The sequence below is a fragment of the Variovorax sp. Soil_C_12 genome (assembly GCF_057657375.1).
In genome coordinates this window covers 937,625-952,092 of the sequence record NZ_JBDGIO010000001.1, presented here as the reverse complement: position 1 = coordinate 952,092, position 14,468 = coordinate 937,625, and the positions used below count along the sequence as shown (strand labels likewise).

12 protein-coding genes are annotated in these 14,468 nt (G+C 70.3%); 1 reads left to right on the top strand and 11 read right to left on the bottom strand.

The window, feature by feature from the left end; translation table 11 throughout:
* Nucleotides 1-22 precede the first annotated feature (22 nt).
* The 3 genes from AC3A6X_RS04730 to AC3A6X_RS04720 form a co-directional block, all read right to left on the bottom strand.
* Entirely contained in the window at nucleotides 23-3,319 is a 3,297-nt protein-coding gene (locus AC3A6X_RS04730) for an efflux RND transporter permease subunit (protein WP_487841031.1), read from the bottom strand.
* Nucleotides 3,320-3,359: 40 nt separating this feature from the next.
* On the bottom strand, nucleotides 3,360-4,604 hold the full coding sequence (locus AC3A6X_RS04725) for an efflux RND transporter periplasmic adaptor subunit (protein ID WP_487841030.1): 1,245 nt from the start codon (nucleotides 4,602-4,604) through the stop codon (nucleotides 3,360-3,362).
* A gap of 145 nt (nucleotides 4,605-4,749) precedes the next feature.
* Nucleotides 4,750-5,622, bottom strand: a complete 873-nt coding sequence (locus AC3A6X_RS04720) for an alpha/beta hydrolase (protein ID WP_487841029.1) — start codon at nucleotides 5,620-5,622, stop codon at nucleotides 4,750-4,752.
* A gap of 169 nt (nucleotides 5,623-5,791) precedes the next feature.
* Between AC3A6X_RS04720 and AC3A6X_RS04715 the strand changes: the two genes are divergently transcribed.
* On the top strand, nucleotides 5,792-6,706 hold the full coding sequence (locus AC3A6X_RS04715) for a LysR family transcriptional regulator (protein WP_487841028.1): 915 nt from the start codon (nucleotides 5,792-5,794) through the stop codon (nucleotides 6,704-6,706).
* A gap of 3 nt (nucleotides 6,707-6,709) precedes the next feature.
* On the opposite strand, the gene AC3A6X_RS04710 is transcribed toward AC3A6X_RS04715, so the two are convergent.
* From AC3A6X_RS04710 to AC3A6X_RS04675, 8 genes are read right to left on the bottom strand one after another with little or no spacing between them, the layout of a single operon-like run.
* Complete coding sequence (locus tag AC3A6X_RS04710) at nucleotides 6,710-7,726, bottom strand: aminotransferase class I/II-fold pyridoxal phosphate-dependent enzyme (protein ID WP_487841027.1); 1,017 nt, start codon at nucleotides 7,724-7,726, stop codon at nucleotides 6,710-6,712.
* The gene (gene cbiB / locus AC3A6X_RS04705) at nucleotides 7,723-8,769 is read right to left on the bottom strand and encodes an adenosylcobinamide-phosphate synthase CbiB (protein WP_487841026.1); all 1,047 of its coding nucleotides are present in this window, start codon (nucleotides 8,767-8,769) and stop codon (nucleotides 7,723-7,725) included. Before cbiB ends, AC3A6X_RS04710 begins: the two co-directional genes overlap by 4 nt.
* A 1-nt stretch (nucleotide 8,770) precedes the next feature.
* Nucleotides 8,771-9,340 carry a cob(I)yrinic acid a,c-diamide adenosyltransferase gene (gene cobO / locus AC3A6X_RS04700; RefSeq protein WP_487841025.1) on the bottom strand — a complete coding sequence of 190 codons (570 nt, stop codon included), beginning with the start codon at nucleotides 9,338-9,340 and terminating at the stop codon, nucleotides 8,771-8,773.
* A 19-nt stretch (nucleotides 9,341-9,359) separates the two neighbouring features.
* A complete protein-coding gene (locus tag AC3A6X_RS04695; protein ID WP_487841024.1) occupies nucleotides 9,360-10,133 on the bottom strand; it encodes an ABC transporter ATP-binding protein in 774 nt (257 codons plus the stop codon).
* Nucleotides 10,133-11,137 (bottom strand): FecCD family ABC transporter permease, encoded by a 1,005-nt coding sequence (locus tag AC3A6X_RS04690; RefSeq protein WP_487841023.1) that lies wholly within the window; start codon nucleotides 11,135-11,137, stop codon nucleotides 10,133-10,135. The genes AC3A6X_RS04695 and AC3A6X_RS04690 overlap by 1 nt, the downstream gene beginning before the upstream one ends.
* Nucleotides 11,134-12,012 (bottom strand): ABC transporter substrate-binding protein, encoded by an 879-nt coding sequence (locus AC3A6X_RS04685; protein ID WP_487841022.1) that lies wholly within the window; start codon nucleotides 12,010-12,012, stop codon nucleotides 11,134-11,136. Before AC3A6X_RS04685 ends, AC3A6X_RS04690 begins: the two co-directional genes overlap by 4 nt.
* Nucleotides 12,009-12,593, bottom strand: a complete 585-nt coding sequence (gene cobU / locus AC3A6X_RS04680) for a bifunctional adenosylcobinamide kinase/adenosylcobinamide-phosphate guanylyltransferase (protein WP_487841021.1) — start codon at nucleotides 12,591-12,593, stop codon at nucleotides 12,009-12,011. Before cobU ends, AC3A6X_RS04685 begins: the two co-directional genes overlap by 4 nt.
* Nucleotides 12,575-14,383, bottom strand: a complete 1,809-nt coding sequence (locus tag AC3A6X_RS04675; protein ID WP_487841020.1) for a TonB-dependent receptor domain-containing protein — start codon at nucleotides 14,381-14,383, stop codon at nucleotides 12,575-12,577. Before AC3A6X_RS04675 ends, cobU begins: the two co-directional genes overlap by 19 nt.
* Between the last annotated feature and the right edge of the window lie 85 nt (nucleotides 14,384-14,468).

Sequence of the window (14,468 nt, the reverse complement as noted above, 5' to 3'; positions counted from 1 at the left end):
TCTTGCAATGAGGCTTGCGCCATCAGTCGTGCGTGCGGAGCGGTGCGGCGGGCTGGGGCCGCAGGCCACCGCCGCCACCGGCACCGGAACCGCTGTCGTGCGGCACGCCGTGCGGCGCAGCCGGATGCTGGGCCGAGACGAAGCTGTCGTCGTCCGCCACGTGCGGCACCGCGCCGTGCAGCTTGAGCGGCCGGTTGCCCGTGAGCTTGCGCAGCGTCACGTAGAACACCGGCGTCAGGAACAGGCCGAAGGCCGTCACGCCGATCATCCCGGCGAACACCGCCACGCCCATCGCCGAGCGCATCTCGGAGCCCGCGCCCTTGGCCAGCACCAGCGGCAGCACACCCATCACGAAGGCCAGCGAGGTCATCAGGATCGGGCGCAGCCGCAGGCGGCTGGCCTCGATCGCGGCCTGTATCGGCGTTCGCCCGGCGAACTCCAGCTCGCGTGCGAACTCCACGATCAGGATCGCGTTCTTCGCACTCAATCCGACCAGCACGATCAGCCCGATCTGCGTGAAGACGTTGTTGTCCCCGCCGGAAATCCACACCCCCGTCATCGCGGCCATCAGGCCCATGGGCACGATCAGGATGATCGACAGCGGCAGCGTCAGGCTCTCGTACTGCGCAGCCAGCACCAGGAACACCAGCAGGATGGCGAGCGGGAACACCAGCAACGCCGAATTGCCGGCCAGGATCTCCTGGTAGGTCAGCTCGGTCCACTCGTAGCTCACGCCCTTGGGCAAGGTCTCGGCGGCAATGCGCTCGATCGCGTCCTGCGCCTGGCCGGAGGAGAAGCCGGGCGCGGGGCCGCCGTTGATGTCGGCCGCGAGGTAGCCGTTGTAGCGCATCGCGCGCTCGGGACCGAAGCTCGAATTGACCTTCATCAGCGCCGAGAGCGGCACCATCTCGCCCGTGTTCGAGCGCACCTTGAGCAGGCCGACGTCCTCGGCGCGCGCGCGGTACGGCGCATCCGCCTGCACGCGCACGGTGTAAGTGCGGCCGAACTTGTTGAAGTCGTTCGCATACAGGCTGCCGAGGTAGATCTGCATGGTGTCGAAGATGTCCTGCACCGGCACGCCGAGCTGGCGCGCCTTGGTGCGGTCGATGTCGGCATAGAGCTGCGGCACGTTGACCTGCCAGCTGGTGAACATGCCGGCCAGCTCCGGCGCCTGGCGCGCCTTGTTCATGAAGGCCTTGACCGCCGCGTCCATCTGCTCGTAGCCGACCGAGCCGCGATCCTCCAGCTGCAGCTTGAAGCCGCCCGTGGTGCCCAGGCCCGCTACCGGCGGCGGCGGGAACATCACGATGAAGGCGTCCTGGATGCCGGCGAACTGCTGGTTGAGCTGGCCCGCGACCGCGCCGCCGCTCTGGTCGGCGCGCTTGCGCTCGTCAAAGGGCTTCAAGGTCGCGAACACGATGCCCGAGTTCGAGCTGTTGGTGAAGCCGTTGATCGACAGGCCGGGGAAGGCCACCGCGTCCTCGACGTTCGGGTTCTTCTTGGTGATCTCGCCCATGCGCTGGATCACCTCTTCCGTGCGGTCCAGCGTGGCGCCGTCGGGCAGCTGCGCGAAGCCGATCAGGTATTGCTTGTCCTGCGCCGGCACGAAGCCGCTGGGCACCGCCTTGAAGAGGCCGAAGGTCACGCCGATCAGCGCGAGGTAGACCACCAGCATCAGCGTCTTGCGCGAGATCACGCCCTTGACGCCGCCGCTGTAGGCCTCGGCACCGCGGTGGAAGAGCTTGTTGAAGCCGCGGAACAGCCAGCCGAAGACGCGATCCATGCCGCGCGTCAGCGCGTCCTTGGGTTCGTCGTGGCCCTCGAGCAGCAGCGCGGCGAGCGCGGGCGACAAGGTCAGCGAGTTGATCGCGGAGATCACGGTGGAGATCGCGATCGTGACGGCGAACTGTCGATAGAACTGCCCGGTCAGCCCGCTGATGAAGGCCAGCGGCACGAACACCGCCACCAGCACCAGCGCGATCGCGATGATCGGGCCCGAGACCTCGCGCATGGCGCGGTACGTGGCCTCGCGTGGCGTGAGCCCGGCCTCGATGTTGCGTTCGACGTTCTCGACCACCACGATGGCGTCGTCCACCACGATGCCGATCGCCAGCACCAGGCCGAAGAGCGACAGGGCGTTGATCGAGAAGCCCAGCACATGCAGCACGGCGAAGGTGCCGATCACCGACACCGGCACCGCCAGCAGCGGGATGATGGAGGCGCGCCAGGTCTGCAGGAACAGGATCACGACCAGCACCACCAGCAGGATGGCCTCGAGCAGCGTGTGCACCACCGATTCGATGGAGGCGCGCACGAACTGCGTCGGGTCGTAGGCAATGCGGTATTCCACGCCCTCGGGCATGTTCTTGTTGATCTCCGCCATCGTCTTGCGCACGTTGGCCGAGATGTCGAGCGCGTTGGAGTTCGGCGCCTGGAAGACGCCGATGCCGACCGCCGCGTCGTTGTTGAGCAGCGAGCGCAGCGAATAGTCGGCCGAGCCGAGCTCGAGGCGGCCGATGTCGCGCAGCCGCGTCACCTCGCCATTGGCACCCGTCTTGACGATGATGTCGCCGAACTCTTCTTCGCTCTGCAGCCGGCCCTGGGCGTTGATGGACAACTGCATGTCCACGCCCGGCAGGCCCGGCGAGGCGCCGACCACGCCGGCCGCCGCCTGCACGTTCTGGCCGCGGATCGCCGCCACCACGTCGCTGGCCGAGAGGCCGCGCTGCGCCACCTTCTGCGGGTCGAGCCAGACGCGCATGGAGTAGTCGCCGCCGCCGAAGATCTGCACCTGGCCCACGCCCTCGATGCGTGCCAGCCGGTCCTTGACGTTGAGCACCGCGTAGTTGCGCAGGTAGGTCATGTCGTAGCGGTCGTTGGGCGACACGAGGTGCACGACCATCGTGAGGTCCGGCGCGCTCTTGACCGTGGTCACGCCCAGGCGGCGCACTTCCTCGGGCAGGCGCGGCTCGGCTTGCGAGACGCGGTTCTGCACCAGCTGCTGCGCCTTGTCGGGGTCGGTGCCGAGCTTGAAGGTGACCGTCAGCGTCATCACGCCGTCGGTGGTCGCCTGGCTGCCCATGTAGAGCATGCCTTCGACCCCGTTGATCTGCTCCTCGATCGGCGTGGCCACCGTCTCGGCGATCACCTTGGGGTTGGCGCCCGGGTACTGGGCGCGCACCACCACCGAGGGCGGCGCGACTTCGGGGTATTCCGAGATCGGCAGGCCGCGCAAGGCGATCAGGCCGGCGATCAGCATCAAGAGCGAGAGCACGCCCGCGAAGATCGGCCGATCGATGAAGAACTTGGATAGATTCATGATGTTGTTTCCCTCGGGGGTGCCGCCTTCACGCAGGCGCTCAAGATTTGGCGGCGGTGGCCACGCGCTGTGTCTGCGCATCGGCCTTGGCGTCCATGGTCACCGTCGCCGGTGCCACCAGGGCGCCCGGACGGATGTGCTGCAGGCCGTTGACGACCACGCGCTCGCCGGCCTTCAGGCCCTTGGTCACGACGCGCAGGCCGTTGACCGGCGCGCCCAGCGTGACCTCGCGCCACTCGGCCTTGTTGTCTTCGCCGACCACCATCACGAACTTCTTGTTCTGGTCGGTGCCGACCGCGCGCTCGCTCACCAGGAGCGCCGTGTCGCTGCGCGACTGGCCCATGCGGATGCGGGCGAACTGGCCGGGGATCAGCGTGCCGTCCTTGTTGTCGAAGGCGGCGCGCACGCGCACCGTGCCGCTCTTGGCATCGACCTGGTTGTCGATCAGCTGCAGGCGGCCTTCGTAGGGCGTGCCCTCGAGGCCGGCGGTGCCCATCTGCACCGGAATGCCGTCGAGCTTGCCGCGTGCGCCGGCGCCGGGCGGCAGGTCCTTCAGGGCCTTGACGACCACCTGCTCGTCGGCATCGAAGCTGGCGTAAATCGGGCTGACCGACACCAGCGTCGTCAGCACCGGCGCGCCGGGACCGGCGGCGACCAGGTTGCCCACGGTCATTTCCAGCTTGCCGACGCGGCCCGACACCGGCGCCTTCACCTGCGTGTAGCCCAGGTTCAGGCGCGCGCTCTGCAGCTGGGCCTGCGCGGCGCGCAGGCTGGCCTCGGCCTCGCGGCCGGCATTGACGCGCTCGTCCAGCTCGCGCTGGGCGATGGCCTTGTCGTCCCACAGGCGGCGGGCGCGCTCCTGCTCGCTGCGCGTGAAGGCGGCGCGGGCCTGGGCCGAAGCGACCTGCGCCTCGGCGCGCTCGACCTCGGCCGCATAGGGCGCCGGGTCGATGGTGATCAGCAGATCGCCCTGCTTGACCAGCGCGCCTTCGCGGAAATGCGCCGCCAGCACCGCGCCGGCAACCCGCGAGCGAACATCGACCCGCTCGACCGCTTCGAGCCGGCCCGAGAACTCGTCCCAGGTGTTGACCTGGGTCGCGGCCACCACGGCCACCGAAACGGGAATGGCCCGCGGCTCGGAGACCGCAGGCGCATTGTTGGCCTCGGCCTTGAAGCTGGGCAGCCCGAGCAGGACGGCCGAGGCGATCGCCACCAGGGCGGTGATGCCGGTCACGGCGGGCCAGATGCGGCGGCTGACATTCGACTGCTTGTTGTTCGTTTGCATGATGAAGGTCCTCGTTGATAACTTTGAAAAGCAACAGGCCGGCCCGCGGCCCATGGCAGCAGGAAGGCGAAATCCGGCACCGCCGGCGAGGCCGGCGGACCCAGGAAGGTTTCAGAAAAGTTCGACCGGCGAAGCCGGCTGGCGCCTAGGCCGGGGGTGGCACCGGCGGCACCGTGGCAGCGAAAAATGCGCGCAGATGCCCACCCACTGTCTCCGAGCACGCGCAATCCCCTGAGGTGGGGTCATACAACTCGTCCGGACACTTCGCGGCCGAAGGCAGCAGCGCCTTGGTGACCGGGATGCCCGCCTCATGCAGCCGCCGCGCGAAGCTCAGGGCCTCGTCGCGCATGGCGTCGTCTTCGCCGACCAGCACCAGCGCCGGCGCCAGCTCGGCCAGCCTGAGCGATGCACCCGGCACCGCGTAGGGGTGCGTCGCGTTCATCGGGCTGCTGAGGTATTCCTGCCAGCCCGAGGCCCAGCGGCAGCGGGCGACATCGCCCGAGGCCTGGCGCAGCGACAGCGTGCCGGCGCAGGGGTCGAGCATCGGCGACAGCAAAATCTGGCCGGCCAGCGGCGGATGGGCGCGGTCGCGCGCCATCAGCGCCACCGCAGCCGCCAGGTTGCCGCCCGCCTCTTCGCCGGCGAGGTACACGCGCGCACCCTTGCCGGCCAGCTTGACGCGCTGCTTGTAGAGCCACTCCAGCGCCGCGAAACCCACTTCGATGGGTTCGGGGAAAGGCTTCAGCGGATAGGCCACCGACAGCACCACCGCGCCGGCGGCCGCCAGCAGCCGCGCCACGTTGCGGCCGTCGTCCAGGTTGCCGCTGGTGAAGGTGCCGCCATGGAAATGCAGCACCAGCGGCACCGCCACCCCCTTGGCCCGCTGGCCATAGAGGCGCGCCTGCACCGGCTCGCGCTCCGGCAGCGGAACGCTGATGTCGGTTTCCGTACCCGGCGCAGCGGCGCCCGCCGGGGCCTGGGCGGCTTCAGCAGGACGCGGGATGGGACGGGATGACATGGGAACAACCTCGATGGGTGACGATGGGTTGAATATTAAGGGCCTCATTGACGACTACAACAAGTTCGTCTACCTCACTCTGTTTCCAATCGGCTAACAATCGCCTAAGACGGCACATGTCAGAATCCGCCCCCCGCCCCTTCACGCGGGTTTTTCCCTAGGAGCATCGATGGACCAGATCCAAGGCATGCGGATCTTTGTCCGCGTCGTGGAAGCCGGCACTTTCACCCGTGCCGCCGATTCGCTGGGCCTGCCCAAAGGCACGGTCACCAAGCAGATCCAGGCGCTGGAGTCTCGTCTGCATGTGAAGCTGCTGAACCGCACCACGCGGCGCGTGACCGTCACGCCCGACGGCGCCGCCTATTACGAGCGCACGGCGCGCCTGCTGAACGACTTCGACGACATCGAGGCCAGCATGACCAACGCCCAGGCCAACCCGACCGGGCGGCTGCGCATCGACGTGGGCTCGTCCACGGCGCGGATGATCATCCTGCCGGCACTGGCCAGCTTCAGCGACCGCTACCCCGACATCCAGCTCGACCTCGGGGTGAGCGATCGCCCGGTCGACCTGATCAGCGACAACGTGGACTGCGTGATCCGGGCCGGCGACCTGACCGACCAGTCGCTGGTGGCGCGGCGCATCGGCACCCTCGCCTTCGTCACCGTGGCCTCGCCGGCCTACGTCAAGCGCTACGGCATCCCGCAGCATCCGAGCGACATCGAGAAGCGGCACCATGTCGTGAGCTATTTCGCGGCCGGCTCGCGCCGCGTCTATCCGCACGAGTTCCAGAAGGGCGACGAGCACATCGAGATCGCGGGGCCCTACCGCGTCTCGGTCAACGAGGCCAATGCCCACCTGGCCGCCGTGCTGGGCGGCTTCGGGCTTTCGCAGTGCGTCACCTTCATGGCCGACCCGCACATCGAAAGCGGCGAGCTGATCGAGCTGCTGCCGGAATGGACGCGGCCGCCGCTGCCGGTGCATGTGGTGTATCCGCCCAACCGGCACCTGAGCGCCAAGGTGCGGGTGTTCGTGGACTGGGCGGCGGATCTGTTCGCGAAGAATCCGAAGCTGCAGCGGCGCTGAAGCTCAGGGCTTTGCGGCTTGCCAGGCGCGGGCCAGCGCCGCCTGGCTGGCCGGTGAGAGCACGGCGAGGCGCGCATGGTCCGGCAGGCCGAAGGAACGGGCATCGCGCAGTTGGACGCCGGCCTCGCGCAAGGCTGCCGAACGCGGCGCGTACGGGACATCGGGGCGGACGCAGAAGAAATTGGCGACGCTCGGCAGGACGGACCAGCCCATCGCGGCGCACAGGGCCTCCTGCTCGCGCTTCCAGTGGCGCAGCCGGTCGCGGCTGCCCGCCAGCCAATCCTGCGTTTCGGGCAGCACCCAGGCCGCGAGCAGCGCCACGCCATGCGCACCCAGCGGCCAGGAGGGCGCGAGTCGCGTCAGGCGCTGCACCATCCCGGTCGCTTCCAACGGGGCGATCGCATAAGCCGCGCGCACGCCGGTCAGGCCCAGGGCCTTGTTCGGCGTCCAGAGTTGCCAGACGCGGTCGTTCTGCGCGGCGCTCACATCCAGCCGGCCCTCGAGGCGCAGCGGTTCATAGGCCAGGTCGAGCACGCAGGGGGTCGTGCCCGCCAGCGCGTCGACCAGGGCCCCCAAGCCCGGCTGAACCTGGCCCAGCGGACTCGACGGATCGCAGCACCAGGCCAACGCGCTGCCGGCCGGCGCCTCGGGTTCGCGCCGAACGTCGAGGCCCCAGGCTGCGGCGGCCCGCCCATAGTCGCCATAGCTGTGCCGCGGCAGCCAGACCTCGCGACCGCCCTGCTGCGCGACTGCGGCCGTGATGCGCGCGATGAACTCGCTGGCGCTCGCGGCGATCACGATGCGTTCGGGGGCGACAGCGTGGAAGCGGCCCAGCGTCTCGCGCAGCGCGGTGTAGCGAGGGTCGGGGTATCGGGCCGCATCGGCTTGCGCCAGGGCCTGCAGGGCCATCGGACAGGGGCCGCAGGCATTGGCGTTGGTCGAGAAGTCGTGCAGCACCGCGCCCCGGGCGTCGGGGCCGCCGTGCAAGGCTTCTTCGTCGGGATCTGGAGCGGGAATCATGCGCCTGGCCATGTTGCGGGAAGGACGAAGGCGAGCGCCGCGAGAGCGCCCATCATCCAGACCACCCTGGCGCCCAGCGCTGCCGCACGCCGGGTATCGGCAGCCGTGGGCTCGCGGCCTGCCGGGTTCAGCACGTAGACGCCGGGTTTGGCGAGACGCACGTCCAGGCGCAAGGCCATGGCGGCCATGGGCCAGCCGCTGTTGGGGGACTGGGTCAGGCGGGCTTCGCGGGGAAGGGATCGGAGCACCCTCACCCCAGCCCTCTCCCGCGAGCGGGAGCGGGGGCAAGACAGGGCAAGCAGCAGTGCGGTGATGCGCGCGGGCAGCCAGGAGAGCACATCGTCGGCGCGCGCGGCCCATTTGCCGGCCCAGTCCCAGACATAGCCGTGGCGCTCGCCGCGGTAGCCCCACATCGCATCGGCGGTGTTGGCGAAGCGGTAGAGCGCGGCGCCGGGCAGGCCCAGCAGCAGGAACCAGAACAGCGGCGCGACCACCGAGTCGTTGAGGTTCTCGGCCAGCGACTCGATGGCGCTCTCGCGCACCGCGCCTTCGTCCAGCGCTCGCACGTCGCGGCTCACGAGGTGCGTGAGGCGTGTGCGGCCTTCGACGAGCGAGCGGGCCAGTGCGGCTTCGACCGCCAGCACCTCGTCGCGCAGCATGCGCCAGGCGAGCAGGGGCTTGAGGGCAAGGCCGAGCAGCAGCGCGGCGGCCCAGGATGGCAGGCGGGTGGCGGCGGCGGCCAGGGCGGCGGCCAGGGCGGCGGCCGCCAGCACGACCGCTGCGCCGCCGGCGCACCAGGCCAGCGCACCGGCAGCGAAAGGTCCGGATCGGGCGGGCGGTGCGACGTCGATCCGGGGCGCGATCCATCGTCCGGTCCGGCCGAGGTAGCGGCCCATCCAGACGACGGGGTGCCAGCGCGTCGGAGGCTCGCCGAGCACGCGATCGATCAAGAGGGCGAGGACGAGGGCTACCGCGTGGATCAGCGGGGCGGCGCCCCCAGCCCAGCCCGCCCCCAGAGGGGGAGGGAGCCAGAGCCAGGGCATCTCAATCCTCGATGCCGCGTTGTGCGGGGATGCCGGCCTTGAAGGCGTGCTTGATCATCTGCATTTCGGTCACGGTGTCGGCCAACTCGACGATTTCCGCGGGGCAGCGGCGGCCGGTCAGCACCACGTGCACCTCGCGCGGACGCGTGCGCAGCGTCTCGAGCACACCCTCGAGCGGCAGCCACCCGTAGATCAGCGGATAGGTGATCTCGTCCAGCACGACCAGGAAGTGCTCGCCCGACAGGATCGCCGCCCTCGCCTTCTCCCAGCCCTCTCGCGCGAGTTGCGCCGAGCGCTCGAGGTCCTGGCTTTTCCAGCTGAAGCCGTCGCCCAGGCCCTCGATGGGAATGCCGATCTGCTCGAACATGCGGTGCTCGCCGAAGCGCGCGCTCGGCACCTTCATGAACTGGAAGATCTTCACTGCCTTGCCGCGGCCGTGCGCGCGCAGCGCCAGGCCGAAGGCTGCCGTGCTCTTGCCCTTGCCGTCGCCGGTGTTGACGATCACCAGGCCGCGGCGCTCGCCCTCGGGCTTCTCGTAGGGCTTGTCGCTGGGCGGGGTTTCGATTTGCATGGAATGTCCTTGTCGAAGTTCAGTGCGGTATCGCGATCCACTGATCCGCCACGCGGTGTACGACGACGCGGCCGTCGAACACCGACTCCAGCGCCTGGTGGGTCGCCGGGTCATGGCAAGCGCCCTGGTGCAGCACGCGCCCGCCGGCCATCACCACCATCGCATCGGCGGCGAGCGCGACGTTGAGCTCGTGCAGCACGCTGATGACGGTACGGCCCTCGGCCACCAGGCCGCGCGCGACCGCCATCCAGTCGGCCTGGTGCGGCGGATCGAGGTTGGCCAGGGGCTCGTCCATCAGCAGCAGCTCGGCCTCGACGGCCAGCGCACGCGCCAGCAGCACGCGCTGCCGCTCGCCGCCCGAGAGCTGCCCCAGCGGACGCTCTCGCCACTCCCAGGCCTGGGTGCTGCGCAGGGCGCGCTCGACCGCGGCGCGATCGGCCTCGCTGGGGGCCGCCAGCCAGCGCTGGTGCGGCAGGCGGCCGAGCATGGCGACGTCGTAGACCATCAGGTCGTCGGCACTGCCCTCGCCCGGCCCGCCCTGGCCCAGCCAGGACAGCCGGCGCGCGCGCACACGGCCCGGCAGCGCCGAGAGCGGCTCGCCGCCCAGCCGCACCTCGCCGCGATGCGCCAGCAGCCCGGCCAGCGCCTTGAGCAGGGTGGACTTGCCGGCGCCGTTGGGCCCGACGATGCTGGTCCAGCGCCCGCGCGCCAGCGCGAGGTCGATCGCATGCAGCACCTCGACGCTGCCCAGCGAGGCACTCAGCTGCCTGGCTTCCAGCGCCGTCGCCTGCATCAAAAGCCTCCGCGCGCACTGCGCCGGTGCATGAGCCACAGCAGGTAGCTGCCGCCGAGCACGGCCGTCAGCACGCCGACCGGCAGTTCCTGCGGCGCGATCAGCCAGCGCGCGAGCAGGTCCGCCGCCATCAGCAGCAGGCCGCCCATGGCGGTGGACAGCACGAGCAGCCGCGCGTGCGTGGTCTTGACGGCCGAGCGCACCAGGTGCGGCGAGGCCAGGCCGACGAAGGCGATCAGCCCGGTCTGCGCCACCGCGGCGCCGGTGGCCAGCGCCAGCACCACGACCAGCGCGGCACGCATCGCGGGGAGCGGCAGGCCCAGGCTGGCCGCGGTGGATTCGCCGAGCGCGAGGCCGTCGAGCAGCGGCGCCAGCATCCAGCCCAGCAGCAGGCAGGCCGCGCCCAGCGCGCCCATGACGGCGCAGGCGCTCCATCCGACCAGGCCGGTGCTGCCGAGCATGAAGCCCACGATCGCCTGCAGGATGTCGGCCGAGGCGATGGTGATCAGGTCCTTGGCCGCCCCCAGCACCACGCCGACGATCACGCCTGCCAGCAGCAGCCGCAACGTCTGCTGCACGCCGCGCGCGAGCAGCAGCGTCAGCAGCACCGCTAGCACGGCGCCCAGGAAGGCCGCGCCGGTCAGGCCCAGGCGCACCACCCATTCGGTGCTGGTCGGCGAGACGCCGAACATCGCCAGCGCGATGGCCACGCCCAGCGAAGCGCCCGAGGCGCTGCCGAGCAGGTACGGGTCTGCCAGCGGATTGCGGAACAGGCCCTGCGCCACCGCGCCCGCGAGGCCGAGCAGCGCGCCCGCGAGCCAGGCGCCGAGCGTGCGCGGCAGGCGGATGTCCCACACGATCTGCAGCGCGACCGGGTCGTGGCGCGCATCGAGCACGCTTTCGAAGCCGGTGCTGCCGATGCCCGCGCCCAGCACCAGCAGCGCCGCGCCCAGCGCCAGCAGCCCGATGCCCAGCGCCAGCGCGCGGCGGTGCTGGCTTCTCACCCGGCGGCGCCTCCGCGCGCCTTCTGCCGAAGGCAGCCCGCCATCAGCCGTGCGGCCTCGCCCATGCGCGGACCCGGTCGCACCAGCACGTCGGACTCCTCGGCGGTGAAGCGGCAGACGCGACCCTCGCGCACCGCGCGGATGCCGCCCCAGCCCGGCCGCTGCTCCAGCCCCTGCGCGCTGCGCGCGCCGACCATGATCAGGTCGGGATCGGCGCGCACCACGTATTCCGGGTTGAGCTTGGGAAAGGGCCCGAGCGAGGCCGGCACGATGTTCTTCACGCCCAGCCGCGTGAGCGTCTCCCCGATGAAGGAGCTTTCGCCCGCCGCATAGGGCGCGTTGTTGACCTCGAAGTACACGCGCGTGCGCGCTGCGCCGGCCGGCAGCGACTGCGCCGCCGCCGAGACGCTGGCATCGATTTCGCGCCACACCTGCTGCGCATCGCCGCTGCCCAGCACCTGGGCCACCGCGTCGAGCACGCGCCGCACGTCGACATGGCTCTTGGGCTCCAGCACCAGCACCTTGAGGCCCAGCGCCTCCAGGCGCCCGGTGACGCGCGAGGACTTGGCGAGCAGCACCACATCGGGCTTGAGCGCGACGATGGCCTCGACGTTGGGATCGATGCCGCCGCCCAGCTGCGGCAGCGCGCGCACCGACTCGGGCCAGTTGGAATAGCGGTCGACGCCGACCAGCCGGTCGCAGCCGCCCAGCGTGCAGACCGACTCGGTCAGCGAGGGCAGCAGCGTCACGATGCGCTGCGGCGGCCGCGGCAACTCCACGCGCACGCCGCGCTCGTCGGTCACGACGACGGCGTGGGCCGCGAGCGCCCACAGGGCCAGCAAGCCGGCGAACAGGCGCCTGGCGAAGGAGTTCATGAAGGATCTTTCAGACTGAGCGGCAGGCCGGCCGCCATCAGCGTCACGCGATCGCAGGCGGCCGCCACCGCCTGGTTGAGCCGGCCCAGCGCATCGACGAAGGCACGCGTCTCGCGCCCCATCGGGATCACGCCCAGGCCGATCTCGTTGCTCACCAGCAGCACCGGGCCGCGGGCCTCGTGCAGCGCGTGCAGCAAGACGGTCTGCGCCGTGTCGGCAAGGGACGGCGCTGCGCTGCCGGATTCGGCGGGCATCAGCAGGTTGGTCAGCCACAGCGTCAGGCAGTCGACCAGCACCAGCGTGCCGGGCTCGCTGTGCCGGGCCAGGGCGGGGCCGAGCTGGATCGGCTCTTCCACCGTGACGAGCCCGGGCACGCGCTGCACCCGGTCGGCGCGATGGCGCGCGATGCGCTCGCGCATCTCCTCGTCGTGCGCGGTCGCGGTCGCGATCAGCACGGCACGATGCGCGGGGTCGAGCGCCAGCCAGCCGGCCGCGCGCTGCTCGGCGCGGCGCGACTTGCCGCTGCGCTGACCGCCGAGGATCAGCGCGCGCTCGTGGGGCTTCAGGTCTTCGGTTGCCACCGCAGTGTCAAGTAGACGGCGCGTCCGCGCTGGTTGTAGCCGAAGGCGGTCTCGTAGTTGACGTCGTTGAGGTTCGCGATGCGGCCCTGCACGGCCCAGTCCTTCGACACCTTGTATTCGCCATAGAGATCCACGGTGGTGAAGTTGCCAAGCCGCATGGTATTGCCGCTGTCGTCGAAGCGCCGAGCCACGTGCAGCGCCGAGGCGCCGAACTTCCAGGGACCGACCGCATAGTCGACCCCGACCGAGGCCTGGTTCTTCGCGCGGCGCGGCAGCTGCCTGCCGGTGAGCTCGTTGCGCGGGTCGAGCGAGTCGACGCTCGCGCGCAGGGTCCACGGCCCGAACTGGCCGTCGTAGCCCAGGGTCCAGCCCTCGATGCGCGCACGAGGGATGTTCTCCGGGCGCGTGGTGCTGGTGATGAAGCCGCGGATCTTGTTGTCGTAGCGCACCAGCGTCACGCTGTGGCCGTCCTGGCTCCAGGTGATGCCCACGTCGGTGTTCTTGCCCTCTTCCGGCTGCAGCGCGGGGTTGCCGAAGTTGGGGTAGTAGAGCTGGTTGAACGAGGGCGCGACGAAGCTGGTGCCGTGCGACGCATGCACGCGCCAGTTCGGCGAGATGCGATAGCCGTAGCCCGCGAACCAGGTGTTGTTGTCGCCGAACTGCGAGTTCTGGTCGTGCCGCGTGTTGAGTTGCCAGCTGTGGTTCCCGGCGCTGCCGTTGAGCCCGACGAAGGCCGAGTCGATGTCGCGCTTGGTGACGGTGTAGGCCGTGTCGCTGTTCACCTCCTGCACGCGGCGCTCCAGGCCGGCGACCACGGTGCCGATCGGCGTCGCGATGTCGTTCTGCCAGAGGTACTCCTTCTGCGTGGTCTCGAACAGGCCCGGCAGGTTGAACGGCTCCGCGACGATGTTGCGCGTGTAGTCGCGGCTCTGTGCGTAGCGCAGCTGCGTCTTCCAGCCCGAGGTCACGGCGCCGCTCACGCCGATGTAGGCGGTCTGCGTGCGCGCCCGGTTGCGCGTGTCCCAGTCCGGGCCGTCGTCGTAGTGGTTGATGCCCTCGGAATACAGCAGGCCGCTGTCGACCTTCCAGTCGGGGTTGATCTGGAAGCCCAGCGAGGCGTTGAGCGCGCTCTGCAAGAAAGGATCGCGGTCGGGATTGAAGTTGCCGAAGGGCACCCGGCGGTTGGTCGAGGAGAAGCCCTTGTCGATGGTGCGCTGGGCGTCGAGCGAGTAGGTGAAGGGGCCCGAGGCGCCGCTGAAGCCGCCCGTGATCTGCTTGTAGCCCTCGCTGCCGAGGGTGGTCGAGGCACGCGGATTGAAAAAGTCCTCGCCCGGCTTGCCCTTGCGCGTGAAGATCTGCACCACGCCGCCGACGCCGTCGCTGCCGTACAGCGCCGAGGCCGGGCCCTTGACCACCTCGATGCGCTCGATCATGTCGACCGGGATGTTCTCCCACGCCGGCGCGCCCGCCGTGGCCGAGCCGTAGCGCACGCCGTCGATCAAGAGGAGGGTGTGGCGCGCCTCGGCACCACGGATGAACACGCCGCTGGCCTTGCCGGCGCCGCCGTTGGCCGTGATCTGCACGCCCGCGACGCGCTGCAGGATCTCGGGCAGCGTGCGGCTGGCCTGCTGCTCGATCTGCGCGCGGTCGATGACCACCGTGTCCGACACCAGCTCGTCGGCGCGGGTGGGCGTGCGGGTGGCGGTCACCAGCGTTTCGGCCAGCGCCGGGGAGGCTTGCGCCAGGGCGAGCGTGGGTGTACAGGCGAGGCCGCCGAGCATGGCTGCCATGGCGAGGGACAGGAGGCTGGGCGCCGGGCGGGGGCGCGGCAGGCCGCGACCATCGGCATGCGCGGAAGAAACGCAGGAAGTCATC